Genomic DNA, 23,115 nt, shown 5'->3' with positions numbered 1-23,115 from the left:
GTCTCAGGGGAGGGTGGCGAGGTGCGGGTCGACGGTGTCGGCCCAGCCGTTGCCGTTGGTGACGTCCCAGTTGATCGACCAGGTCATCGCGCCGCGGATGCCCGGGTAGGTGGCCGGCGGCTTGAACGTGCCACAGTTGGTGCCCTTGGCCAGGCAGTCCAGGGCGGCGTTGACCACGGTCGGGGCGACGTATCCGCCACCGGCGGCCCGGGTGCTCGACGGCAGGCCGAGGGCGACCTGGTCGGGGCGCAGCCCGTTCTGCAGCGGGATGCAGGCCAGCGCGGTCAGGAAGTTGACGTTGCCCTGGCCGTACGCCGCGTTGTTGTCGCAGCCCAGCATCGCGCCGGAGTTGTAGTACTGGGTGAAGACGACGGTCAGGATGTCCTTGATGTCGAGCGCCAGCTTGAAGTACGACGACTGCGGGTTCTGCATGTCGATGGTCTGCGGCGCCATCGTGATGATCAGGCCGCTGCCGACCTTGGCCCGCAGACTGCGCAGCGCCTGCGCCATGTAGGTGGGGTTGAGCCCGTTCTCCAGGTCGATGTCCACACCGTCGAAGCCGTAGGTCTGGATCAGCCGGTGCACCGAGTCGGCGAAGGCGGTGGCCGCGGCCGGGCTGTTGACGGCGACCGTGCCCTTCTCCCCGCCGACCGAGATGATCACCTTCTTGCCGCGCGAGTGCAGGGTGGCGATGTCCGCCTTGAACTGCGCGTCGGTGTACCCGCCGACCGCGGTGGCCAGGCCCGGGTCCAGGGTGAAGGTGACCGCGCCCGGGGTGCTGGTGGCGTCCGCGAAGGCGACCGCGATCAGGTCGTACGTGTTCGGCACGGCGGCCAGCTTGAGCGGTGCGGCCCCGTTGTCGAAGTTCTGCCAGTACCCGGTGAGGAAGTGCTTCGGCAGCGATCCGTCACCCGGGGGCTGGGTGGGCGGCGGAGTGGTGGGCGGGGGTGTGGTGGGGGGAGGCGTGGTCGGCGGCGGGGTGGTGGGTGGGGTGGTTCCGCAGACGCCGTTGTCGGCCCAGACCGCCCACTGGCTGCTGTTGGTGGCCGGCGACTCGTTCTGCGTCCACCACTTGGCGGTGTAGTTGTGGCCGTTCTGCGAGGCCGTGTTGCCGCCGACATAGACGGCTGCCGCACTCCATGCCGGGGCGCAGGCTGCGGCGGCCGAGGCGCTGCCCGCGAAGTTGACGGCCACACCACCGGCGACGAGGGCGGTGACGGTGGCGAGGATGACCGATCTGGAGCGCTTCATGGCAGTCCCTCCGAGCGCGCATGTAGAGATGCGTCAATCTTTAGGACTGTTAACAGAAAAAGTAAAGAGTGTTGGCCTTAAACATCCTTAAACCACCGTCGTCGGGTGAGCCGGCGCGAGTGTCCGGACAGGATGGTCCTATGGCGAACGCCACCCGCACCCGCAGCCGGAACATCCTCTCCTGGGGATCGGTTCCCTGGTCGCCGCCGCGGTGCTGCTCATCGCCGTGGGACCTGCGGCGGGCGTTGCGCACCCTGTGAACGGCGAAGGGCCGCGACCAGGTGTCGGTCACGGCCCTTCGGATGGTCGGGTCAGCCGTCCTTGTTGACCAGCTTCGGGTTGTCCAGCAGGAACGGCGCGATCTTGTCGTTGGCGACCGCCTCGAAGAACTCGTCCGCCTCCGGCCCGAACTCCTCGCCCAGGTACCGGCCGCCGTCGCCGTTGAAGTTGCCGCCGCCGGGCAGCTTGACGGTGGTCATGTCGTCGACGTTCAGGTCCTTCAGTGCCAGGGCCCATTCGATCGGGGTGTTGCCGCCGCCGGCGAAGGTCAGCGACTTGCCGGCCGCGTCCAGGATCTTGGTCAGCTTGCCGATGTCGGTGATGACATCCTTGCTCATCGCCTCTTTGGCCATGGCCTTGATGAACTGCTGCTGGTGCCGCTGCCGGTCGTAGTCGGTCATCGGCGGGCCACCCTTGAACTCGTAGCGCTGCCGGACGTAGTCCAGCGCCTCCCACGGTTCGAGCCGGACCGGCTTGGTGCTCTTCTGGTAGAACTTCTGCGGCCCGGTGTACGGGTGATCGCAGCCCGGCGGGGAGTTCTTGGCCGGGCAGCGGGCCAGGCGCGGCCGCTGTTTGCCGTTGGGCTGGAGGTGCTCCGACTTCACGTCCATGTCGATCACCATGGAGACGCCGCCGAGGGCCTCGACGATGTTCTTGAAGCCACCGAAGTTGATGATCGCGGCGGCGTCGAACTCCTTGATGCCGGTGACGTTGCGTACCGTCTTCGACAGCACCTTGAAGCCGTTCGACACGTCGATCTTGCCGTTGACCTGGCTGCCCAGGGCCATCGCCCCGTTGATCTTCCCCTTCTGCGCGCGCAGTCCCGACTTGGCGTCGGCCGGGATGTCCACGTACAGGTCACGCGGGATGGAGAAGAGATAGGCGGTGCTGCGGTCGGCCGGGATGTGCGCGACCACGATCGAGTCGGACAGCGGCGGCGTGGACGCCTTCCGCGGGTCGATGCCGACCAGCAGCATCGTGATCGGGCCCTCGATCTTCTTCTTGCTGGCGTTCGCCCCGGTCTCCAGCAGGCTGTCGTCGGTGATGTCGCCGGTGTACGAGGCGATCAGGGTCGGTCCACCGACCAGCGTGGTCCCGCTGATGACGGTGAGTGCACAGCCGACAACGGTAGTGAGCCGCGCCCATAGCGGCGCGCGACGTTTCACGGTTCTCGCCAACCCGATCTCTCCCCATCACCCGGTTCGACAACGCCACGCACTATCGCACGGCGAGGCAAACGTCTCGATGGACCGGGTGGTCAAATCCACCCGGATCCACGGACTTTTTTCAACGTGGCGGGGCCGTGGCACCTGGCGCCGCTCGGCAGACCTGGCGGTTCCGGCCGGATGCCACGTTGAAAAGAGTTCGTTGAGAGTCACGTCACTGAGAGGGGTTCGGTTCAAAAAATGCGAATCAGGCCTGCTTGGTCTCCCAGAAGATCTTGGAGATCTCCTCGATCTTGCCGAGCAGTTCGTCGGCGACCGCGACGTCGACCTTGCCCTTGGCTCCGGCGGCGCCGGCGAGCTTGGTGGCCTCGTTGAAGAGCTGGTGCAGGTGCGGGTACTTCTCGAAGTGCGGGGCCTTGAAGTAGTCGGTCCAGAGCACCCAGAGGTGGTGCTTGACGAGTTCGGCGCGCTGCTCCTTGATCAGGATGGCGCGGGTGCGGAACTCGGGGTCGGTGTTGGCCGCGTACTTTTCGGCGATCGCCTTGACCGACTCGGCCTCGATCCGGGCCTGGGCCGGGTCGTAGACGCCGCACGGCAGGTCGCAGTGGGCACTGACCACGGTGCGCGGGGTGAGGAAACGCGGAAGCCGCATCAGATGTCATCTCCAAAGAAGTTGCGGTCATGGTGGACGAGCCGCCCGCCGGGCGGCCCGAGCAGAACCTGGAGCACCCCGGCGACGACGACTGTCGAGTCACCGACGGGGACCAGTCGAAGAGGGGCGGCCCGCAGGCTCGCCAGCGCGCCCGGCAGGATCGGCTCGCCGGTGGGCAGCACGTCCCAGCCCTGTTCCGGGGTGAACCGGGGGCCGTCCGAGCGGGCGAAGTCGCGGGCCAGGCCGATGTGTGCGGCGCCCAGCAGGTTGACGGTGAAACTCGGCGCGGCCAGGATCCGCCCGGCCGAACGGCCGCCCATCACCGAGAAGGACAGGGCGGGCGGGTCGGCGGCGACCGAGGCCACGCTGGAGGCGGTGAGACCCACCGGACCGGCGGCGGCGATCACCGCCACACCGGTGGGGTAGCGGCGGAAGGCGGCCTTGAACCGCTCACCTGTCCCGGCGTCGAGGCTGCTGAACACGACGCCAACGCTAAGACTTCAACCTGAATTGAGGTCAAGATACCCGGCCGGGTCGCGACTTAAGTCACCCCAGTTCGTGTGGTGACTTCCGGCGCGGAGCGCCCCGGAAGTCACCACGCGATCAACGGATAGTGAGGTATGCCTATCCTTAGCGCCATGTCCGATGTGCTGCTGCGGCTCACCGGCGTGTCCGTGCGGCACGAGGTGTACGACGATGCCGGAAACGTCGACCACGGGACGCCCCGCCCGCACGAGGTGACCGCCGAGGTGCGGGCTGGTGAGGTGGTCCTGCTGCTCGGGCCGTCCGGCTGCGGCAAGTCGACACTCACCCTCACCACGAACGGGCTGATCCCGCACGTGGTCGGCGCGAAGATGGACGGCAGTGTGACCGTCGCGGGCGCGTACACGGCCGGCGCCTCCGTCCCCGAGCTGGCCCGCGACGTGGCCATGGTCTTCCAGGACCCGGACGCCCAGATCGTCACCGGCAGCGTGCTCGACGAGGTCTGCTTCGGCCCGGAGAACCTGCTGGTCCCGGCGGCGGAGGTGCTGGAACGGGCCGAGGAGTCGCTGCGGCTGGTCGGGCTCTGGGACCGCCGGAACGACGACCCGGGCATCCTCTCCGGCGGCGGCCGGCAGCGGCTGGCGATCGCCTGCGCCCTGGCGTTGCGGACCCCGGTGCTGGTCCTGGACGAGCCGACGGCGAACCTGGACCCGGCCGGGGTCGAGGAGGTCTACCGCACCCTGCGCGAGGTCGTCGCCGGGCGGGACCGGGCGGTGCTGCTTGTCGAACACGACCTGGACGCCGCGATCGACTTCGTGGACCGGGTGATCGTGCTGGACGGCACCGGCCGGATGGTGTTCGACGGACCGGTCCGCGAGATCGTCACCGGGCACGTCGACGAGCTGCTCGAACTGGGCGTCTGGCTGCCGGTCGCCACCCTGGCCGCGCTCCGGCTGCGGTCGGCCGGCGTCCCACTGGAGACGCTGCCGCTGACCCCGGACGAGCTGGCCGGACTCCTGGACACGTTGCCGGAGCTGCCCGCACCCCGGGGGAGACCACGACCGACAGCGACGATCAAGACCGCGATTGCGGTACGGGGTCTGACCGTCAGCCGGGGCCGCACACCCGTCCTGCACGGCATCGACCTGACCGTCGGCGCGGGTGAGTTCGTGGCGGTGGCCGGGGCCAACGGGGCCGGCAAGACCACCCTGGCCCAGGCGCTGGCCGGAGTGATCCCGACCCGGTCGGTGACCGTCGACGGCCCGGCCGGGTTCGTCTTCCAGAACCCGGAGCACCAGTTCCTCACCAACCGGGTGGAGGACGAGCTGGCGTACGGCTCGGCCGATCCGGCCCGGGTCGGTGAGCTGCTGGACCGCCTCGACCTGCGGGACCTGCGGACGGTTCACCCCTTCCTGCTCTCCGGCGGCCAGAAACGGCGGCTGTCGGTCGGCACCGCCCTGGCCGTCCGGCCCCGGGTGCTGGTGCTCGACGAGCCGACCTTCGGCCAGGACCGGGCCCGCGCCGCCGAGCTGCTCGACCTGCTCGACGGCCTGCACCGGGACGGCACCACGGTGGTCGTGGTCAGCCACGACATGCACCTGATCGCCGAGTACGCCACCCGGCTGGTGGTGCTGGACGCCGGCCGGGTGATCGCCGACGGCACCCCGGCCGAGGCCTTCGCCGACGACGAGCTGCTGGCCCGCGCCGGGTTGCGCCCGCCACCGCTGGCCCGGGCCGCCCGTGCCCTCACCCGGCATCCGGCCTGGCACGCCGTGACCCGGCTGGCCGACCTGCCCGCCCTGGAGCCGTCGCGATGACCGACTCGATCCTGTCGCTGCGCTCCTACAACCCGGTCGTCAAGGTGCTCGCACCGGTGCCGGCCATGATCGTCGCCGGGCTCTCTCGGGACCTGTGGACGCCCGCGGCGCTGTCGGTGCTCGCGCTGGGCATGCTGCTGGCCTTCGGCGGGCTGCGCGGGCGGGTGCTGTTCTGGACGCTGGCCGGGCCGCCGCTGCTGGTGGCGGCGCTGACGCTGTCGTTCGGGGTGTGGATCGACCAGTCGAAGGTGGGCGGCTGGTCCGGCGCCCTGGAGGGCGGGCTGGCGACCGGGCTGCGGGTGGCCGCGGTGCTGCTGCTCGCCCTGATCGCCGGCCTCACCACCGAGGGCACCGACCTGGTCCGGTCGATGATCGCGCACCTGCGGATGCCGTACCGGATCGGTTATGCCGGGTTCGCCGCGATGCGGTTCGTGCCCCGGTTCCGGCACGACCTGGAGATCATCCGGCTGGCGCACCGGGTACGCGGGGTGCACGGTGGCCGGAACCCGGTAGCCGCCCTGCGCCGCTACAACGGCTATGTGGTGCCGCTGCTGGCCGGGGCGATGCGGCACGGCGACCGGGTGTCGCTGGCGATGGAGGCCCGGGGTTTCGGAGCTCATCCGACCCGGACCGAACGGCGGCACGTCCCACTGCGCGCCCGGGACGCGGTCCTGGCGCTCTGGCTGCTCCTGCTCTGTCTGGTTCCCCACCTTCCTGGAGTGTTCGGATGAAGAGACTGACCACCCGATTCCTGATGGCCTGTGCGGCGATCGGGGCGGCCACCGGTGTACTGCTGATACCGGCGTTCTTCGTGTCGTTCGCCATCTCGGCGACGGTCCCGCTGGCGTACGCGGCGATGGCCGGGGTGTGGCTCCTCGGACCGGTGATCGCACTGGCGGTGCTGCGCCGGCCGGGTGCCGCGGTGCTGACCATGCTGCTCGCCGGGATCATCAACATCGCCTCGCCGGCCGGGCCGAGCGCGATCGTCACCAACCTGATGGTCGGCGCGGCGATGGAGCTGGGCTTCCTGGTCACGCTCTACCGGATCTGGCGGCCCTGGCTGTTCTACCTGACCGCGCTGCTGTTCCAGACCTGGTATGCGATAACCGCGTACACGTACTTCAACGTCGGCGACATGGCGACGGCCGGCAAGATCGGTTTCTTCGGTCTGCTGGGCGTGAGCACCATCGTCTTCGTCGCGATCGGCCTGGCGATCGCCAAGCGGCTGACCGCGGCCGGGGTGGCCCGGGGCATCGCGCCGGCGTCACCCGCCCGAAGTGCTGCCGCTACCGCTGAATGACGAGCCGGAACTACCGCTGCCCACCACGTTGGTCTTGACCGTGCCGTTGCTGACCCGGCCGGTCGCCGGCAGTTTGTACGCCTTCCGCGCGGCCCTGTCCCCCGGCTCGATCCGGTCGCCGTCGCCGTCGAGCCGGTCACCGGGGCGCAGGCCGCGCGCGAAGTTCGTGGAGTGCCACAGGAAGAAGAGCCCGCCGGCACTGGCCTCGTCGGCGCAGTTCTCCGCCGCGACGATCTCGCCGTCCTCGTCGGCGCAGTAGAAGACCTCGTCATCCTCTTCCACCGGCTCGTAGTCGGGTTCGTACTCGTCCGACTCCTCGTAGACGTAGGTCTCGCCGGGCCCGGTGTACCGCGTCTCCTCGATCGGGGACGGGTCGTCACAGGCGGCGGTGCCACCGGCGGCCAGCGTGAGAAAGGTCGCCGTCAATACGACACGGCGTGAGCTGATCCGGCGGATGGTCATGAGGTGAAGGCTAGGACACGCTCGCCAGGGAGTTTCCTGACAACTGTGACAGAACCTTGCTCATCGCCGACGGTGCGCCTGGGGAGCGATCAACCGGTGCACTCGGTATCTTCCTGCGCGTGTTCATCGGACGCGGCGCAGAACTGCGAGCCCTGCACACCGCTCTCACCGAGAGCCGGGTGTGCCTGCTCGCCGGGCCCCCGGGCGCCGGAAAGACCGCGCTCGCGACCGAGTACGTCACCCGCTCCGGCAACGGATACCGCGGCATCTGGCGGGTCAGCCTGGCCGGCAGCAGTGCCGACCCGGACGAGATGGTCGCCATGCTCGCCGCCGGACTGCGCGCCCAGATGGGTGTCGGGGAGATCGCCGACGTGCTCGGGGAGTTCGCCGAGCGGGTCGCCGCGGAGACCGGGCCGAGCCTGCTGATCGTCGACGACATCCCCGGTGTGATCGACGAGGACCTGCTCGGTCGGCTCACCGTGCCGGGCGCCGGGCGCCGGCTGCGCACCACACTGGTCACCAACCGGGACGTCGCCGGAGTCGCCGCACCCACCGTCGACATCGGACCGCTCGGCGTCACCGAATCCGCCGAGATCCTGCACGGCCACCGGGACGGCACCGCCGAGGAGGCCGCCGACCTGGCCGAACGCCTCGGCGGGCACGCCCTGTCGGTGCGCCTGGCCGGGCTCGCCCTGCGGGACGGCTCCGGCTACCTCAAGCTGACCGAGCGGATCGACGGGCACCCGGTCGCGCTGCTGCTCCGGTCCCGGCTGGACGCCCTCAGCGAGCCGGCCTGCCGCCTGCTGCGGGTCGCCGCGCTCACCTCGCCGGCCGCCCTCCCGCCCGGCCTGATCCGGCTGTTCATGGGCGGTGCCGCCGAGGAGGCCGCCGACGAACTGGCCCGGCATCTGCTGGCGACACGCGTCGACGGCGTCTGGTACGTGCACTCGCTGGCCCGGGACGCGGCCCGGCGCTACCTGCCGCCGATCGACTGGACCCGGCTGGCCCGGCAGTTCGCCGACGCGGTGCTCGACCACCCGTGGTCCGACCCGATCGAGTCGTTCCTGGTCGCCCGGCACGCGGCCCGGCTGGCCGGCCGGCCCGACCTGCCCGGCGCGGTGGTCGGCCGGCTGCACCGCCGGGTGATCGGGCACGGCGCGATGGCCCTGCCGCACCACCGGGAACTGGCCGAGAGCGACTTCGACGACCCGGCCGTGCTCACCGAGGCGGCAGACCGGCTCCGGGCCGCCGGCGAGCTGGCGGAGGCCGGCGACTGCGCGGACCGGGCGGTGCCACTCGCCAACGACCCCGGCCTGCGGCACCGGGCCCGGCTGCTGCTCGCCGAGACGCTGGAGGACCTCGGCGAGGAGGACACCACCCGCGCCGACGCGCTGTGGACCATCCTCACCGCCGAGGGTGGCACCGGCACCACGATCGCGCACCTGCGGTCCCGGCGGCTGCGCGGCGACCACGAGGCGGCCCGGACCGGTCTGGCCGCGCTGATCGACCGGCTGGGCCCCGGCACCGCGGTCTTCCCCCAGGTGCAGACGGCCCAGCTGGAGCTGACCCGGGCCGAGATCGCCGCCGGGCTGGACGCGGCGGCCCGTCGCCGGCTGGTCCGGGTGATCGCCGACTACCTGAGCTGGCATCAGGACGACCATCCCGGGGTCGCCGAGGCGGTCGGCATGCTGGCCGGCGCCGAGCTGGCCCTGCCGCTGACCGAGCCGAAGATCGACCGGGCGGTCTGGGAGGAGACCGCCCGCGAGCTACGGCGCCTGCGCGGCCGGTTCACCAGGGCGCACGGCCCGCGGCACACCCTGACCCTGACCCTGGCGGTGGTCCATGCCGAGGCGCTGGTCGCCTGGGGGCGGTCCGACGAGGCGAGACAAGAGCTTGCCGCGGTACGCGAGGACGTGCGCGACCGTTTCGTCCGGTCCCGGCCGATCCGGTTCCGGGCCGAGCTGCTGTTCGGCTGGGCGACCGGTGCCGACGAGCACTTCGAGGACGCGTACCAGGGTGCTCGGGAGACCCTCGGCGAGATCCATCCGCAGACGCTCCGCGCCGAACTGGGCCTGGGTGTGGCCCTGAAACCGGTGAACCGCTCCCGGGCCGCCCGCCACATCCTGCACGTCCTCCGGCACGCCCCCGGCATGTTCCTGCCCGGCCAGAACTGGCCCCGCAAGGCTTAGCCTCGTGTGCCGCGCCGCGGCTCGAATCGAGCCGCGGCGCGGCACACGAAGTGCGGCCGCGGTCCGTCAGCAGAGAGGCGACATCGGTGCGTGAGACGCATTCGTCATAATCTCTGGACCGCCGAAGTGGTGGTCACATCGGGGCTGTGTGGACAGGGAGACACTGGTGACGGCATTGGCGGATGTCCGGCGGCGGTCCGGGCTGACGGCGCTCTACCTGGGAATCTTCGCGACGATCTGGCTGAGCGTGCCGGAGACCCACCCACCGCTCGGCGCACTCCTGGTCGTCGCCAGCATCGCCGCCCTGCTCACCGCCGGTGCCGGTGGCGCACTGGTGTTCAGCTCCCGCGCCGACGGGCCGTGGCAGCGGGACGCCGTCGCGGACCGGAGATACCTGGTGATCTTCGCGGCCGAGCTGGCCGCCGCCGGGTTCGGCGCGATGCTGCTGGCCGTCACCCAGCATGGCGAGTACATCCCGGTGCTCGTCGGCTTCGTGGTCGGCGTGCACTTCTGGCCGCTCGCGCCGGTGCTGCGGGATCCGGCGCTGCGGGTGCTGGCCGTGCTGGTCAGCGTGGCCGCCCTGGCCGGGCTGATCACCGGGCTGGTCTCGTCGGTGACGCCGGGTCAGGTGGTCGGCGCCGGGATCGGGGTGCTGCTGCTCGGCTACGCGCTGGGCGCGCTGATCCGCGCGGGCCTGATGCCGCGCCGCGCCCAGCCCTGATCCCGGTGCGAGTTGTGCGCCTGACGGGTGCCGCCTCTGCGCTACCGTCGGCGTATCGCGGAAGTCGTGTTTCGGGTCCGGCGCCTGCTTCGCCCGGTCCCGGCGCTTTCGCCCGGTCTTGACCAGCTCAAGGAGACAACGTTGACCGACCCGACTCCGGAAACCGGATCAGAGCCCGAGACCGAGACCGAGGAGCAGCCGTTCGCCAACCGGGCGGCCCGTCGCGCCAAGGGCAAGGGGGCCGGCGGCCGGGCGGCCGGCACGGACGGCCCGCGTCAGCTGCGGTCCGGCCCGGTGCAGACCCCTCGGCAGTACGGCAAGCGCCGTAGCGGCTGATCCCGCACGTTCGACGACGATGGGCCGTGCTCGTGGAGCACGGCCCATCGTCGTCTCCATTGCGGGGCTGGACGACACGACCGAGAAAATCTGTGTCGCCGGTACTAGATTTTCCGCTTCGAGGGGAGTAGCTTTTCTCTCGTAAGGAACAGAGATCACCGAGCGTCAAGCAGGGCCCGGATTCTCGTGGCTCGCTCGGTCTCGCGGTGGAAAGACATCACCGTCAGGGCCGGTCGCACGGGTGTGGAGCCATGAAGTCGCGTGGGGCTCCGCCACCGGCCGGCAGCACGTGAAGTGGTTGGAAACAGAGGAGAGGGAGGGCTGGACACCGTTGGATCGCCCGCCACCGAGACGCAGTGCAGGTCCGGTGCGGACACCGCAGTTTCCATCGAAAGAGAGGTGGTCTCCGGTCACGCTTACGCGATCCTCGCACCCAGACCGTCGATGGCGGCAGGTGCGGATACGAGTAGATGGTGTTTTCATCCCGTAAACCCCGGGCCCCGGCGCTGACAGCGCCGGGGCCCTCGTTCGTGGAGAGGTATATGTATGGCCCCATCCGACGACATGTTCGGAGACGACGACTATCCGGCCTACACGATGGGCCGCGCCGCGGAGATCATCGGTGCCACGCCGGATTTTCTTCGGCGGCTCGGTGAAGCGAAACTGATCGTCCCGATCCGGTCCGGCGGTGGTCATCGGCGTTACTCCCGATACCAGTTGCGCCTGGCCGCGCGAGCCCGGGAGATGGTGGATCAGGGCACCGCCCTGGAATCCGCCTGCCGGATCATCATTCTCGAAGACCAGCTCGAAGAGGCCCTTCGCCAGAACGAGGCGTACCAGCGCCGGCTGGACCAGGGCCCGGAAACCTGACATGAGAAGCGGCCCGCCGTACGGGCCGCTTTCCCAGAGATCAACCGATGGCGTACGCCCGGTAGACCGTTACCTCGGTGTACCCACCACTGGTGTAGGTCGCCCGGGTCCGCAGCGCGACGTTGCCGGACGCGGGGTTCTTGACCACCGCGTTCCAGACCCCGCCGATCTTCTTCACCGGCATCGACTTCCAGGTCTTGCCACTGTCGAAGGACACCTTGGTGGTCAGCGACTTCAGCTTCGGGGCGGTGCCCTTCTTGATGTCGCCGATGAGCATGTACCGGTTCAGCTTGAGCGCGACGTTCGTGGTGCTGCCGGCCTTGGCCCGGTTGTGTCCGTTCAGCCCGGCCGGCACCTGCTGAACCGCGTTGACCTGGGTCATCACGCTGGTGTTCGGCTTGGCGTGAAAGCGGTAGGTCACGCTCGACGTGGTGGAGAGCATGCCCTTCGGGAAGGTGATGTCCGGGTCGTACCGCTGTGCGTTGTTGGTGAGGGTGTACCAGCCGGCCTTCTTCACCTTGTACGTCAGCGACGGCATGTACTGCCCGTAGCCCTTGTCGTACGCGGTCTTGACGACCTTGCCACCGAACCGGAGGGTGGCCTTCGACTTGTCCCCGGCCGCGCTGCCGTAGTTGCCGTTCAGGCCGTTGAACGCGGGATCCTGGAACATGTCGTCGAGGGGGTAGTTGATCCGCCCCTGGTATGTCACCGGCACGTGGAAGCCGGGTCCCCAGGTCGAGCCGAGGAACCGGACGTAGTACGACTTGCCGGCGGCGACCGTGCGCTGGGCGGTGGGGCCGCCGAAGCTTGTGATCCCGCCGGTCTTCGTGGTCGCCGAGAGGTCGGCGCGGATGTCCCACTTGCCCGGCGAGAGACGGATCTTCGAGTTGGTCGGGCTGCTCGTGCCCCACAGACTCTGGTAGAGGTAGCTGCCGCAGCCGGAGTGGGTGGGCTGGACGGCGATGGTGGCGTCGTCGGTCCCGGCCGGCCCGCGTCGCGCGTCGACGGTGAGGGTGGCGAGTTTCGACCGGGCGAAGGTCCGGCCCGGGGTTTTGGAAACGCCGACGGTCCGGTTCAGGACGGCGTAGGAGTCGCCGCGGCCGGTGCCGTCGCTCCAGGTGCCCATCACGGCCAGGGCGATCTTCTTGGACGAGGTCGGGATGACATAGAGCGCCTGCTGCCCGTCACCGCCCCAGGACTCCACCCCGTAGTCGCCGCCGTTGGTGTTGTTGCAGATCTCCGCGTTGATGCTGTGGCTCAGGCTGCTCACCGCGGGGCTCAGGGCCAGCTTGACCGGCTTGCCCTGGCGGGCGTCCAGGGTCAGCTTGGTGTTGCCGGAGACCTTGACGGTCTTGCCGCCGAGCGTCGAGCTGCCGCCGCTGGTGATCGAGGCGAGGACGGCGTAGCTGCCCTTCGGCAGCTTGCGCTTGGTCCCGGTGCGGATCGTGTACCTACTGTTGGTCGAGTGGCTGACCACTGTGGTGGTGACCGCGACCTTGGCGCCGGAGCGGTTCAGTGCGGTGATGGTGAGCGTGTCGGTGGCCGCCAGTGCCGGTCCGGTGGTGCCCAGCAGCAGGGTCGGGACCAGGGCGGACGCGGTGAGCGCGGCTCGGGTGCGTCGAGTTGAGGAGGACATCCACCTATCCCCGTGATGTGGAGGTGACTCGGGAGGACGGGACCGTTTCGTTCCCGCGAGGATCATCCCACCCTGGGGAGTCGTAGTCATCAATGGGCCGAGCGGTTTTTTCGGTGACCACCGCATTCGGCCCGGCGGTCGCCGGACGGTCCGGTGTGCCGCCCGGCTCGCGGGGACGACAGAGGGCTTTTGCCGGTCGTACCGAAAAATTGTTTTTACGGTCTTTCTGTGGCGGGAAAGGTGGTTTCGCCGGGTAGGGTACGGGTTCCTGGGAGACCGAGGACGGCCCGTGGAGAAGCTGACCAGCGCCCCCGACCCGGCGGCACGTGATGTCGACCGGCTCGCCGACCTGTTCCCGGCGGTGGTGACCGAGGTGACCGACGCGGCCGGCAATCTGACCCGCGCGATCGACTTCGAGCTGCTCAGGGATCAGCTGGACGGGTTCGTGGCGGAGGGTGTCGCGGAGCGGTACCGGCTGGACTGGCCGGGCAAGCGGCTGGCGCAGCGGGCGGCCCGCGAGCCGGCGGCCGGGACGCTGCGGCCGTCGCGGGCCGAGTCGTCCGATTTCGATACCACGCGCAATCTGTTCATCGAGGGTGACAACCTCGATGTGCTCAAGCTGCTGCAGGAGCCTTTCCTCGGGCGTATCAAGATCATTTACATCGATCCGCCCTACAACACCGGCAACGACTTCCTCTACGATGACGACTTCTCGCAGACCCGGGCGGGCTATCTGGCCGGTTCCGGTCATCGGGACGGGGTCGCCAACCCGGAGTCCGGTGGCCGGTTCCACTCCCGCTGGCTGAGCATGATGTACCCGCGCCTGGCCCTGGCCCGCGACCTGCTCACCGACGACGGCGTCATCTTCGTCTCGATCGACGACCACGAGGTCGACAACCTGCGCAAGATCGGCGCGGAGATCTTCGGTGAGCAGAACTTCGTCGCCCAGATCATCTGGCAGAAGGTGTACGCCCCGAAGAACTCGGCCCGCTGGTTCTCCGAAGACCACGACTACATCGTGGTCTTCGCCCGGAACCGGGAGCGCTGGCAGCCGCAACCACTGGCCCGCACCCCGGCGATGGAGGCGCGGTACCGCAACCCCGACGGCGACCCGCGCGGCCCGTGGAAGGCCGAGAACATGTCGGCCCGCAACCGCTACGACGCCGGCGTCTACCCGATCACCACCCCGTCCGGCCGGGTCATCGCCGGCCCGCCGCGGGGCAGCTACTGGCGGGTCTCCCGGCAGCGCTTCGACGAACTCGACGCGGACGACCGGATCTGGTGGGGCGCCGACGGTGACAACGTGCCGGCGGTCAAACGGTTCCTCTCCGAGGTCGCGGCCGGGCGCACCCCGCAGACCCTCTGGCCGTACGAGGAGGTCGGCCACACCCAGGACGCCAAACGCACCCTGCTGCGGTACGTCCCGTTCGAGCACACCGCCAACGTCCTCAACTCGGTCAAGCCGGTCGAACTCGTGCGGCGGATCCTGCAGCTGGCCGGCCGGCCCGGCGACGGCGACATCGTGCTCGACTTCTTCGGCGGCAGCGCCACCACCGCACACGCCGTCCTCGCACAGAACCACGCCGACGGCGGCAACCGGCGGTTCATCAGCGTGCAGATCCCGGAGCCGCTGCCGGTCGCCGAACGCGGTCTGGCCTCGATCTTCGAGATCGGCCTGACCCGGGTGCGCAACGTGGCCGCCGAGATCGGCTCCGGCGACGGCTTCCGGGTCCTGCGCCTGGACTCGTCCAACCTCGTCGACACCCGGATCGCCCCGGACGCCCTGGACCAGAACATGCTCGCCGGGCACGCCGACCGGGTCAAGCCCGGCCGGACCGCCGAGGACCTGCTGTTCGAGGTGCTGCTCGGCATCGGCCTCGACCCCGGCTCACCGATCACCGCGGACGGCGGGGTGTTCACCGTCGGCGGTGACGACCTGATCGCCTGCCTCGACGAGACGATCGACCCGGCCGTGGTGCGCGCGATCGCCGGACGGCGGCCCCGGCGGGCGGTCTTCCGGGACTCCGCGTTCGCCGACGACGCGGCCCGGATCAACGCCGAGCAGATCTTCGCCGAGCTGTCGCCGGGCACCGACGTGAGAGCCGTCTGAGCGGTGCGGCTCCAGTTCACCGTGCAGCGGTTCCAGACCGAGGCGGTGGCCGCGGTGGCCGACTGCTTCACCGGCCAGCCCCGGCACGCCGGCACTTGGAACGCGCCGATCGAACTGGACGAGACCCGGCTGCTGGCCAACATGCGGGCCGTGCAGGAGCGGGCCGGGCTGCCCGGCACCGAGCGGCCGGCCCGCAGCGAGGCCGCGCCGCACGCCCCGAACCTGGACGTCGAGATGGAGACCGGCACCGGCAAGACGTACGTCTACATCAAGACGATCATGGAACTGCACCGGCGGTACGGCTGGTCCCGCTTCATCGTGGTGGTGCCCGGAGTTGCGGTGCGCGAGGGGGTGCGCGCCGCGTTCACCGCCACCGCCGATCACTTCCAGCAGACGTACGGCACCCGGCCCCGGCATTTCACCTACGACTCGTCGGCTCTGCACGAGCTGGAACGGTTCCGCTCCGGCGCCGGCGTCCAAGTCATGATCATCAACTTGCAGGCGTTCAACTCGGTCGCCCGGGACAACCGCCGCATCTACGAGGAACTCGACGCCTTCCGCTCCCGCCGCCCGATCGACGTGATCAGCGCGGCCCGCCCGATCGTGGTGATCGACGAGCCGCAGCGGATCGGGTCGGCCCGCTCCCAGGCGTCCCTGAGCCGGTTCGGGGCGTTGATGGTGCTGCGCTACTCGGCCACCCACCGGATCCGGCACGATCTGGTGCACCGGCTGGACGCGGCCCAGGCCTACCGGCAGAAGCTGGTCAAACGCATCGCCGTGATCGGCATCGAGGGAGACGCCGGACCGGAACGACGGCGGCTGCAGATCCGCGAGGTGATCCGCGCCCACCTGGCCAAGGAGCGGGAACTGCACGGCCGCGGCGTCAAGGTGCTGTCCCTGCTCTTCATCGACCAGGTGGTGAAATACCGCGACTATGGGAGGGCCGACCAGCTCGGCGAGTACGCCCGGATGTTCACCGAGGAATACGCCGCCCAGGTCGTGGACGAGCCGGACGGGGCATACCGGCACTATCTCGACAGCATCCCGGTCGAACGCACCCACCAGGGCTACTTCGCGATCGACAGACGGACCGGGCGGCAGATCGACGGCAACGCCTCCGACGCGGACGCCTACGACCTCATCCTGCGCGACCGGGAACGACTGCTCTCCCTCGACGAGCCGGTCCGGTTCGTCTTCTCGCACTCGGCACTGCGGGAAGGCTGGGACAACCCGAACGTCTTCGTGATGGGCATGCTCAAACACAGCGACAACACCGTGTCCCGGCGGCAGGAGGTGGGGCGGGGGCTGCGGCTGGCGGTCGGGCGGACCGGGGAGCGGCTGCACGATCCGGCCGTCAACGAGCTGACGGTGGTGGCCGACGAGTCCTATGCGTCGTTCGTCGCCGGGCTGCAGAGGGAGTCGTGGACCGGCGAGGTGATCGACGGCCGGCGGGTCGGGCCGATTCCGTTCAACCACAATTTCCGCCGTACGGAGTTCGTGGCGGCCCTGGACCGGATCAGTCAACGGGTGGTGTACCGGGTCGAGTTCGACTCCGATCAATTGATCGACCGCTGCCTGAACCTGCTTGAGCGACGGCTAGCCGTACCTCAGAGGTCTTATCGCGTCCAGACGGAACGCCAGATCTCGGTCCATCACGTGACAAACGACCTTCGGCTCGATCTTGTCGGTCGGCTCGCCGAGCGGACCCGTCTCACCCGCCGAACCATCAGCGTGATCATGTCCCGGTTGCGCCCGCCGACCTTCGCCCAGTACCCGGGCGACCCCGAGCGGTTCCTGACCGCGTCCGCCGAGCTGATCAACGAGGAGAAGGCCGCGCTGATCGCCGAGAGAGTGCGCTACCAGCGGGCCGACGGCCGTACCGAGATCTTCACCGGAACCCTGCCCCGGCTCGACGCCAGCCGGGCCGGGCCGCGGCTCGCCAAACACGTCGCCGACCACGTCGTCTCCGGGGCCGGGTTCGCCGCCGAGTTGGAGGCCCGCGACGACGTGCTGGTCTACGCGCGGCTGCCCGCCGGGTTCGCCGTACCCACCCCGCTCGGCGACCATCACCCGGGCTGGCTGGTGGTGCTGACCGACCGGATCGTGGTGATCGCGGGGGACGACGACCCGGCCCGGATCGTGTGCGCCCGCCGCTGGGCCGAGGCGATCGGTGTCACCCTGAGCGTTTCGGTGCCACCATGGGCACATCGGAGGCTGCCCTTGATTGATCTTATGAATTAGGTGAGGCTACCCTAAGCAAGCCTCGCCCGCGGGACACGGACCGAGCTCTCGGGTCTGGACTCGGTACCCGTGTCATGAGGATGATCAGAACGACATCGTCGTCGTGCCCGCCACCGCCTCGATGATCAGGAAGGACGAGCCGAGATGACCGACTTCTCCACCCGAGTTCGCCGGGCCACCATGGTCGAGCACCGTGAGGCCGAGACCCGCAGCTTCATCTCCCGGCTGATGGGCGGATCGGTGCCGCTGCCCGGCTTCGCCGCGCTCACCGCGCAGTACCTGGCGATCTATCGCGCGCTCGAGACGGCGTCCGAACGGATGCGTGCCGAGGACGGGTTCGCCGCCGGGTTCGCCGACCCGGCCCTCACCCGGGTCCCGGCGCTGGAGGCGGACCTCGCTCACCTCTACGGGCCGGACTGGGAGTCGGCGATCACCGTTCTGGACTCCACCGCGGCGTACGCCACCCGGCTGCACGAGCTGGCGGCCACCTCGCCGGTCCACTTCATCGCCCACCACTACGTGCGCTACCTGGGTGATCTCAGCGGCGGGCAGATGATCGGCAAGAAACTCTCCACGGTGTACGGGCTGGGCGAGGCGGGCACGTCGTTCTACCGGTTCGAGCAGATCCCGGACGCTCGGGCGTACAAGATCGGGTATCGGGCGAAGCTGGACGCCCTGGACCTGACCGAGGAGCAGGCGACCGCCCTGGTGGACGAGGCGCAGCGGGCCTTCCGGCACAACGGCGACGTCTTCGTCGAGCTGGGCGGCATCTTCCCGGAGACGCCGGAGGACCTGGCCCCGGCCGCCTGACCGCCAGAACCGCCGGAGGAGCCGTCCCGGCCGCCGGACCGTCCGGCGCCGGCCCCACAGACCTCGATCCGCCCCACAAACCTCGATGCCCGTCCGCCCGGAGCTGCCCTCCGGACGGGCGGGCATCGTGTTTCCGCCTGAGAAGTGTGCCGAGCTGCGGCTCGATTCGAGCCGCAGCTCGGCACACGGTTCGGATCTAACCGCGCGGCGCGGTGACGTCGGTCAGGTCGCGCAGCACCTCCGAGGTGAGCACCGGGTCCAGGGTGCCCCAGCGCGCCCCGGGCCGATCGCCGAACAGCACCACCTCGGTCACCGTCTGCTCCGGGAACATGTCCAGGTAGCCGACCGCGATCCCCGGCGTGATCAGCACGGCCACCCCGAAACCCGGCTCGATGACGAACTCGACGGCGCTCTGGATCCCGGCGTCCTGCGGTGCCTCCCGCCGCCATCCCCGCCGTTCCAGCCCGATCAGCGCGCCGGTCGGTGCCGTGCTCCCGTCGAACCGGGTCAGCCGGCTCACCGCCCGTTCGTCCTCGGTCAGGGTCAGGACCGGCCGCCCCACCTGCGGGAACGGCTGCAGGATCTCGTAGTCGGCGAGCACCTCGGCCCACCCCGCCAGCCCGGCCCCGAGGTGCAGCGGGTGCGCCACCCCGACCACGGCGTCGTCGGCCAGCGTGGTGGGTTCGTCGTCCACCGTGGACAGCGAGCGGTCCTCGGCCACCCGGAACGAGTCCAGCACCGCCCCGTCGGCACCGAACCGGGCCCAGACCAGGCGACGGGTGATGTGCCACAGCAGCGGGTGGTCGACGAAGAACCGGCGGAACTCGGCGCCGCTCCACCGCCGGTTGGTCACCATCGCCTGCTCCAGACGGCGCACCTGGTCGGCGGCGATCGTCCGGACGTCCTTCTTCAGCTCGGTGAACCGTTTGGCCGCCGCCGGGGCCAGCACCGGGTCGTCCTTCACGCCGGGCTTGGGCAGCGCCTTCAGGCGTTTGCCGGCCGCGTCCTCGACGAATGGCCGGAGCTGCTCGTCGAACCCGACCAGGAACCGCCGGGGCCCGAAGTCGAGTGTCAGGCTGCCGTCCGCGTCCAGCCCGAGATCGGGGACCAGGCGGTCGCCGAGCTGCTCGGCGGTCAGCCCGAGCCGGGACGCGACGTGTGCCATCTGCCGCTGGGCCGCGGTCTTCAACCCGGCGAACTTGGAGCGCTGGGCGATGCCGTGCAGGTGCATGAGGGCCACGTCGGTGCCGATGGTGGCGAGGACGCCCAGGCCGGTGACCGCGCGGGTGTGCCCGTTCTGCCCCGGCCACACCATGATGAACGGGGTCAGCCGGCGGACCGTCTCGTCGTCGCCGCAGCGGGCCAGCGCGTCCATCACCCAGCTCGTCCGGGACGGGGCGCCGGCGGCCTGCCACGCCTCGAAGACGCTCCACACGAACTCGGCCAGGCTGGCCGGCTCGCACGCGGTCAGCGCCTCCTCCAGCCCCTCGTGCGGTCGTCCCGGCCGGCTCAGCGACAGCAGGATGACCAGCGTGGTCACCGCTTCGGGCGGTAGCGTCCCGGCCCCGTTGCGCAGCATCACCGGGCGCAGCAGCCCCGGGGCGGCCCAGCCCGGTGCGGTCGGCGCCGCCTCCGGGGCGATCACCTCCGGGTCGGTGTCCAGCAGTGCCTCGATCGCGGCGGCGACCTCCGGCCCGTACTCCCGGGCGGCCTGGCGGATCTCCGCGGTCCCGCCGCCGGCGTGCAGGGCCAGCAGCGCGCCCTCGGCCTGTTTGCGGGCCTTGCCGGCTTTGCCGAGCGCCGGTGGGATCAGGGCCCGGGCGGCCTCGGCCGGATGCCGGGCCAGCCAGGCCAGCGACTCCCGGCGCACACTCTTGAGCCGGGCCAGCCAGTCCGCCACCAGCAGCGCGATCTCCGGCGACGAGAACGGCAGCATCAGCCGGGCGGTCTCCACCCCGGATTTGTGGGCCAGCCGCAGGATCGCGGGGAGCGCGTCGAGGCCGAACCGGGCCATCACCGCCTTCAGCGGGGCCCCGTCGAGGAAGCGTGGTGTCCACTCGGCCAGGGCGGCGAGCGCGATCTCCGGGGGCTGCTCGGTGAAGAACAGCATGGCCTGCCGGGTCGTCGAGGCCCCCCGCGCGATCTCCAGACGCTCGAACTGCACATGCGTCACCTCGCCGGGCCGGCGCTGGATCGCGGCGGCCGCCCAGCTCTCCCGCTCGCCCGGCAGCCAGCTCTCGGTGACCGGGTCGGCGCACTTCAGGCCGGTGATCACCACAGGTTCGGGACGCACCCGCACCCGCAGCCACGGCGGAGCGGCCAGCACCGGCGGGAGCATGTCGAGCGGTGCCGGGGTGAGCGTGACGGCCTCGGCCCGCAGCCGGGTGACCCGCTCGGCGGCCTCCGCGCCGAGCTGGGGGAGCACCTGCTCGATCAGCTCCGGGTACTTCAGCAGATGCCCGCGCAGCAGATCGGTGACGGCCCGCTTGCCGGGCGCCTCGGCGAGCAGGCGCAGCATCCGGGCCGGGAACCGGTCGGAGTGCTCCAAGAGGGCGGGCCCGGCGAACTTCGTGTCGATCAGGCCGATCAGCCCGGTGCCCACCGCGTCGCCGGGCAGTGTGGCCAGCGCGGACAGCAGCCGCCGGGTGACGTCGGCGAGGCCGTTGCCGGTCCCGATCCAGTCGAACAGGGCCGGGGCGGCGCCGGGTCCGGCACCGTCGAGCAGGGTGGCGAGCAGTGGCAGCGAGTGCGTCGTCGCGTAGCCGTCGGCCACCGGGACCAGCGCCCGCACGTCCGCCTCACTGCTCGCCGCGAGCAGCAGCACGGCGCCGATCTGCCGGTCCGGGTCGGGATGCCCGGTGAGCAGCGCCAGGTCCTCCTCGAACCAGGCCCGGTGGTCGGGGACGAGGACCGAGGCGGCGGCCCGGGCGTACGGATGCGCCTGCCGGTACGGGGTCAGCGCGGTGATCACCTCCGCGTACGTCTCGGCGGAGGTGGTGGCGAGCGCGTGCCGGACCCGTAGCAGCAGCTGAAGGACCGACCCGGCCATCATGTTCGGCTTGGTCTCGGTGGGCTGCCGGTGCCGGATGCCCGCGCCCTCCGTGGTCGTCCGCCACGTGTGGGCCGGCGGCGCCGCGTCGTCGATGATGATCAGCGCCTGCGTGATGACCGCGGCCTCGGCGGCGAACGCCGGCCCGTGCTCGGCGACCCACAGGTCGGCGAACGGGTTGCCCAGGGTGCCCCCCTCCCAGAACGTCGCCTGGTACGAGTGGAGGATGAACGCGATGACCGCGGCGCCCAGCGGCCGGGCCCCCGGATCACCGGCCAGCCACTCCCGGGCGGCGAGCCGGGTCGACTCCTCGGTGGTCGGCGCCGCCAGGACCCGCTCGATCAGGGCCGCGTCGTCGGCGATCCGCTTGCGCACCGTGGCCCGGGCTTTCGGCGAGGGGGCGAACGCGGCGACTCCGGTGCTGCCCCGGCGCGGTGCCCGATAGCGGAGCCACGTCGCCGGGAGGACGAAGGTGGAACCGTGCTGCACTGCCTCGAAACTCCGCATGGCGCGCACAGTAGCGAGCGGGTCCGACAAAAGCGCCGCGGCGTGCGATCATCCGCGGATGCCCGACGACTCGATGCGACGGATCAACGCCATGCGGGCCAGCGACCGGATCCTGTCCGGGGTGCGCCCGAAGAGCATGCGGGAGCGGCTCGCCGACTTCGAGGCCGGCGCCGACCTGGACGGGATGACGGACTTCTACGGTTCCGGTGGCCCGGTCACGGCGCTGGAGGACCGGGTGGCCGGGCTGCTCGGCACACCGGCCGCGGTGCTGTTCCCGACCGGCACGATGGCCCAGCAGGTCGCGCTGCGGTTCGGTGCCGAGCGGACCGGTGTCCCGGCGGTCGCGCTGCACCCGCTGAGCCACCTGGAGATGCACGAGCGGCACGCGTACGCCCACCTGGCCGGCCTGCGCGCGGTCACCGCCACCACGGCTCCGCGCAATCCCACCGCTGCCGAGATCGCCGCCCTGGACGAGCCGGTCGGCACGGTGGTCCTGGAGCTGCCGATGCGTGACGCCGGGTTTGTCCTGCCGACCTGGGACGAGCTGGCCGACGCCACCGAGGCGGCCCGCGCGCTCGGCGCCCGGGTGCACTTCGACGGCGCCCGGATCTGGGAGTCGGTTCCGCGTCTGGGCCGGTCCCTGCCGGAGATCGCGGCGCTCGCCGACAGCGTCTACGTGTCGTTCTACAAGTCGCTGGACGGGATCAGCGGGGCGGTGCTGGCCGGCAGCGAGGAGATGGCCGCGTTCGCGCGGGCGTGGCGTCACCGGTACGGCGGAACGATCTTCCAGAACTGGCCGGTGGCCGTGTCGGCGCTGGCCGGGCTGGACCGTGAGCTGCCGCGGCTGCCCGAGTACGTGCGGCATGCCCGTACCGTCGCGGAGTCCCTGGCCCTGGTGCCGGGCGCCCGGGTCTTCCCGAACCCGCCGCACACCCACCAGTTCCGGTTCTGGCTGCCCTATCCGGCGGACGCCTTGGCCGAGGCGGTGCTGACGGTCGCCGAGCGGGAGCGGGTCTGGTTCGCCGGTGGCTGGCGGGACACCGACCTGCCCGGGTACGCGATGACCGAGATCACTGTCGCCGGGCCGGCCCTGGAGTGGACCCCCGACGACGTGGCCTCGGTGGCCGCCCTGGTCCGCGAGCGGCTGGACTGAGAAAGCTCTCCCGGCCGTGCGTCGGCGGGGGAGAATGCGGCTGAACACGCCCTTGTCCGATGAGGTTTAGACGCCTACGCTGC

18 protein-coding genes are annotated in these 23,115 nt (G+C 70.6%); 11 read left to right on the top strand and 7 right to left on the bottom strand.

The window, feature by feature from the left end:
• Positions 1-3: 3 nt before the first annotated feature.
• From ACQ0O7_RS44165 to ACQ0O7_RS44150, 4 genes are all read right to left on the bottom strand, one after another.
• Positions 4-1,251, bottom strand: a complete 1,248-nt coding sequence (locus ACQ0O7_RS44165) for a chitinase (protein ID WP_430791921.1) — start codon at positions 1,249-1,251, stop codon at positions 4-6.
• A gap of 311 nt (positions 1,252-1,562) precedes the next feature.
• Positions 1,563-2,696, bottom strand: coding sequence for an LCP family protein (locus ACQ0O7_RS44160; RefSeq protein ID WP_430791920.1), 1,134 nt, complete (start codon positions 2,694-2,696; stop codon positions 1,563-1,565).
• Positions 2,697-2,943: 247 nt separating this feature from the next.
• The gene (gene sodN / locus ACQ0O7_RS44155; protein WP_430780964.1) at positions 2,944-3,348 is read right to left on the bottom strand and encodes a superoxide dismutase, Ni; all 405 of its coding nucleotides are present in this window, start codon (positions 3,346-3,348) and stop codon (positions 2,944-2,946) included.
• Positions 3,348-3,830, bottom strand: a complete 483-nt coding sequence (locus tag ACQ0O7_RS44150; RefSeq protein WP_430791919.1) for a flavin reductase family protein — start codon at positions 3,828-3,830, stop codon at positions 3,348-3,350. The genes sodN and ACQ0O7_RS44150 overlap by 1 nt, the downstream gene beginning before the upstream one ends.
• Before the next feature lie 156 nt (positions 3,831-3,986).
• On the opposite strand from ACQ0O7_RS44150, the gene ACQ0O7_RS44145 reads away from it, so the two are divergent.
• The 3 genes from ACQ0O7_RS44145 to ACQ0O7_RS44135 are packed head-to-tail and all read left to right on the top strand — an operon-like array spanning position 3,987 to position 6,948.
• Entirely contained in the window at positions 3,987-5,648 is a 1,662-nt protein-coding gene (locus tag ACQ0O7_RS44145) for an ABC transporter ATP-binding protein (protein WP_430791918.1), read from the top strand.
• Positions 5,645-6,379 carry an energy-coupling factor transporter transmembrane component T gene (locus tag ACQ0O7_RS44140; RefSeq protein ID WP_430791917.1) on the top strand — a complete coding sequence of 245 codons (735 nt, stop codon included), beginning with the start codon at positions 5,645-5,647 and terminating at the stop codon, positions 6,377-6,379. The genes ACQ0O7_RS44145 and ACQ0O7_RS44140 overlap by 4 nt, the downstream gene beginning before the upstream one ends.
• The gene (locus ACQ0O7_RS44135) at positions 6,376-6,948 is read left to right on the top strand and encodes an ECF transporter S component (protein ID WP_430791916.1); all 573 of its coding nucleotides are present in this window, start codon (positions 6,376-6,378) and stop codon (positions 6,946-6,948) included. Before ACQ0O7_RS44140 ends, ACQ0O7_RS44135 begins: the two co-directional genes overlap by 4 nt.
• Here ACQ0O7_RS44135 and ACQ0O7_RS44130 read toward each other — a convergent pair.
• Entirely contained in the window at positions 6,913-7,410 is a 498-nt protein-coding gene (locus tag ACQ0O7_RS44130) for a hypothetical protein (protein ID WP_430791915.1), read from the bottom strand. The two genes, ACQ0O7_RS44135 and ACQ0O7_RS44130, sit on opposite strands and share 36 nt — an antisense overlap.
• 119 nt (positions 7,411-7,529) lie before the next feature.
• Between ACQ0O7_RS44130 and ACQ0O7_RS44125 the strand changes: the two genes are divergently transcribed.
• The 4 genes from ACQ0O7_RS44125 to ACQ0O7_RS44110 all read left to right on the top strand — a co-directional run bounded on the left by ACQ0O7_RS44125 (position 7,530) and on the right by ACQ0O7_RS44110 (position 11,526).
• Positions 7,530-9,599: a hypothetical protein gene (locus ACQ0O7_RS44125; RefSeq protein WP_430791914.1), complete on the top strand. Its 2,070-nt coding sequence runs from the start codon at positions 7,530-7,532 to the stop codon at positions 9,597-9,599.
• A 166-nt stretch (positions 9,600-9,765) separates the two neighbouring features.
• Positions 9,766-10,320 (top strand): hypothetical protein, encoded by a 555-nt coding sequence (locus ACQ0O7_RS44120; RefSeq protein WP_430791913.1) that lies wholly within the window; start codon positions 9,766-9,768, stop codon positions 10,318-10,320.
• A gap of 141 nt (positions 10,321-10,461) precedes the next feature.
• Positions 10,462-10,656, top strand: a complete 195-nt coding sequence (locus ACQ0O7_RS44115; RefSeq protein ID WP_430791912.1) for a hypothetical protein — start codon at positions 10,462-10,464, stop codon at positions 10,654-10,656.
• A 546-nt stretch (positions 10,657-11,202) separates the two neighbouring features.
• Complete coding sequence (locus ACQ0O7_RS44110) at positions 11,203-11,526, top strand: MerR family transcriptional regulator (protein ID WP_430791911.1); 324 nt, start codon at positions 11,203-11,205, stop codon at positions 11,524-11,526.
• A gap of 40 nt (positions 11,527-11,566) precedes the next feature.
• Here ACQ0O7_RS44110 and ACQ0O7_RS44105 read toward each other — a convergent pair whose 3' ends face one another.
• Entirely contained in the window at positions 11,567-13,162 is a 1,596-nt protein-coding gene (locus tag ACQ0O7_RS44105) for a hypothetical protein (RefSeq protein WP_430791910.1), read from the bottom strand.
• Between the two features lie 289 nt (positions 13,163-13,451).
• Here ACQ0O7_RS44105 and ACQ0O7_RS44100 point away from each other — a divergent pair, with 289 nt between their 5' ends.
• The 3 genes from ACQ0O7_RS44100 to ACQ0O7_RS44090 all read left to right on the top strand — a co-directional run bounded on the left by ACQ0O7_RS44100 (position 13,452) and on the right by ACQ0O7_RS44090 (position 18,323).
• Positions 13,452-15,272 (top strand): site-specific DNA-methyltransferase, encoded by a 1,821-nt coding sequence (locus tag ACQ0O7_RS44100; protein WP_430791909.1) that lies wholly within the window; start codon positions 13,452-13,454, stop codon positions 15,270-15,272.
• Positions 15,273-15,275: 3 nt separating this feature from the next.
• Positions 15,276-17,513: a DEAD/DEAH box helicase family protein gene (locus tag ACQ0O7_RS44095; protein ID WP_430791908.1), complete on the top strand. Its 2,238-nt coding sequence runs from the start codon at positions 15,276-15,278 to the stop codon at positions 17,511-17,513.
• 144 nt (positions 17,514-17,657) lie between these two features.
• Positions 17,658-18,323 (top strand): heme oxygenase (biliverdin-producing), encoded by a 666-nt coding sequence (locus ACQ0O7_RS44090; RefSeq protein ID WP_430791907.1) that lies wholly within the window; start codon positions 17,658-17,660, stop codon positions 18,321-18,323.
• Between the two features lie 196 nt (positions 18,324-18,519).
• On the opposite strand, the gene ACQ0O7_RS44085 is transcribed toward ACQ0O7_RS44090, so the two are convergent.
• Complete coding sequence (locus tag ACQ0O7_RS44085; RefSeq protein ID WP_430791906.1) at positions 18,520-21,879, bottom strand: DUF4132 domain-containing protein; 3,360 nt, start codon at positions 21,877-21,879, stop codon at positions 18,520-18,522.
• Between the two features lie 58 nt (positions 21,880-21,937).
• Here ACQ0O7_RS44085 and ACQ0O7_RS44080 point away from each other — a divergent pair, with 58 nt between their 5' ends.
• A complete protein-coding gene (locus tag ACQ0O7_RS44080; RefSeq protein WP_430791905.1) occupies positions 21,938-23,032 on the top strand; it encodes a threonine aldolase family protein in 1,095 nt (364 codons plus the stop codon).
• Positions 23,033-23,115 lie beyond the last annotated feature (83 nt).

The sequence above is a fragment of the Actinoplanes sp. G11-F43 genome, assembly GCF_050589265.1.
GTDB lineage: Bacteria > Actinomycetota > Actinomycetes > Mycobacteriales > Micromonosporaceae > Actinoplanes.
Note: the sequence above shows the minus strand (reverse complement) of the source record. Positions and strands in the feature narration are given on the sequence as shown.

What these genes read in the sequence shown, in the direction of transcription:
- ACQ0O7_RS44110 (WP_430791911.1), top strand. Translation starts at nt 11,203, where the DNA reads ATGGCCCCATCCGACGACATGTTCGGAGACGACGACTATCCGGCCTAC.
- ACQ0O7_RS44145 (WP_430791918.1), top strand. Translation starts at nt 3,987, where the DNA reads ATGTCCGATGTGCTGCTGCGGCTCACCGGCGTGTCCGTGCGGCACGAG.
- sodN (WP_430780964.1), bottom strand. Translation starts at nt 3,348, where the DNA reads ATGCGGCTTCCGCGTTTCCTCACCCCGCGCACCGTGGTCAGTGCCCAC.
- ACQ0O7_RS44090 (WP_430791907.1), top strand. Translation starts at nt 17,658, where the DNA reads ATGACCGACTTCTCCACCCGAGTTCGCCGGGCCACCATGGTCGAGCAC.
- ACQ0O7_RS44130 (WP_430791915.1), bottom strand. Translation starts at nt 7,410, where the DNA reads ATGACCATCCGCCGGATCAGCTCACGCCGTGTCGTATTGACGGCGACC.
- ACQ0O7_RS44140 (WP_430791917.1), top strand. Translation starts at nt 5,645, where the DNA reads ATGACCGACTCGATCCTGTCGCTGCGCTCCTACAACCCGGTCGTCAAG.
- ACQ0O7_RS44135 (WP_430791916.1), top strand. Translation starts at nt 6,376, where the DNA reads ATGAAGAGACTGACCACCCGATTCCTGATGGCCTGTGCGGCGATCGGG.
- ACQ0O7_RS44105 (WP_430791910.1), bottom strand. Translation starts at nt 13,162, where the DNA reads ATGTCCTCCTCAACTCGACGCACCCGAGCCGCGCTCACCGCGTCCGCC.
- ACQ0O7_RS44080 (WP_430791905.1), top strand. Translation starts at nt 21,938, where the DNA reads ATGCCCGACGACTCGATGCGACGGATCAACGCCATGCGGGCCAGCGAC.
- ACQ0O7_RS44085 (WP_430791906.1), bottom strand. Translation starts at nt 21,879, where the DNA reads ATGCGGAGTTTCGAGGCAGTGCAGCACGGTTCCACCTTCGTCCTCCCG.
- ACQ0O7_RS44165 (WP_430791921.1), bottom strand. Translation starts at nt 1,251, where the DNA reads ATGAAGCGCTCCAGATCGGTCATCCTCGCCACCGTCACCGCCCTCGTC.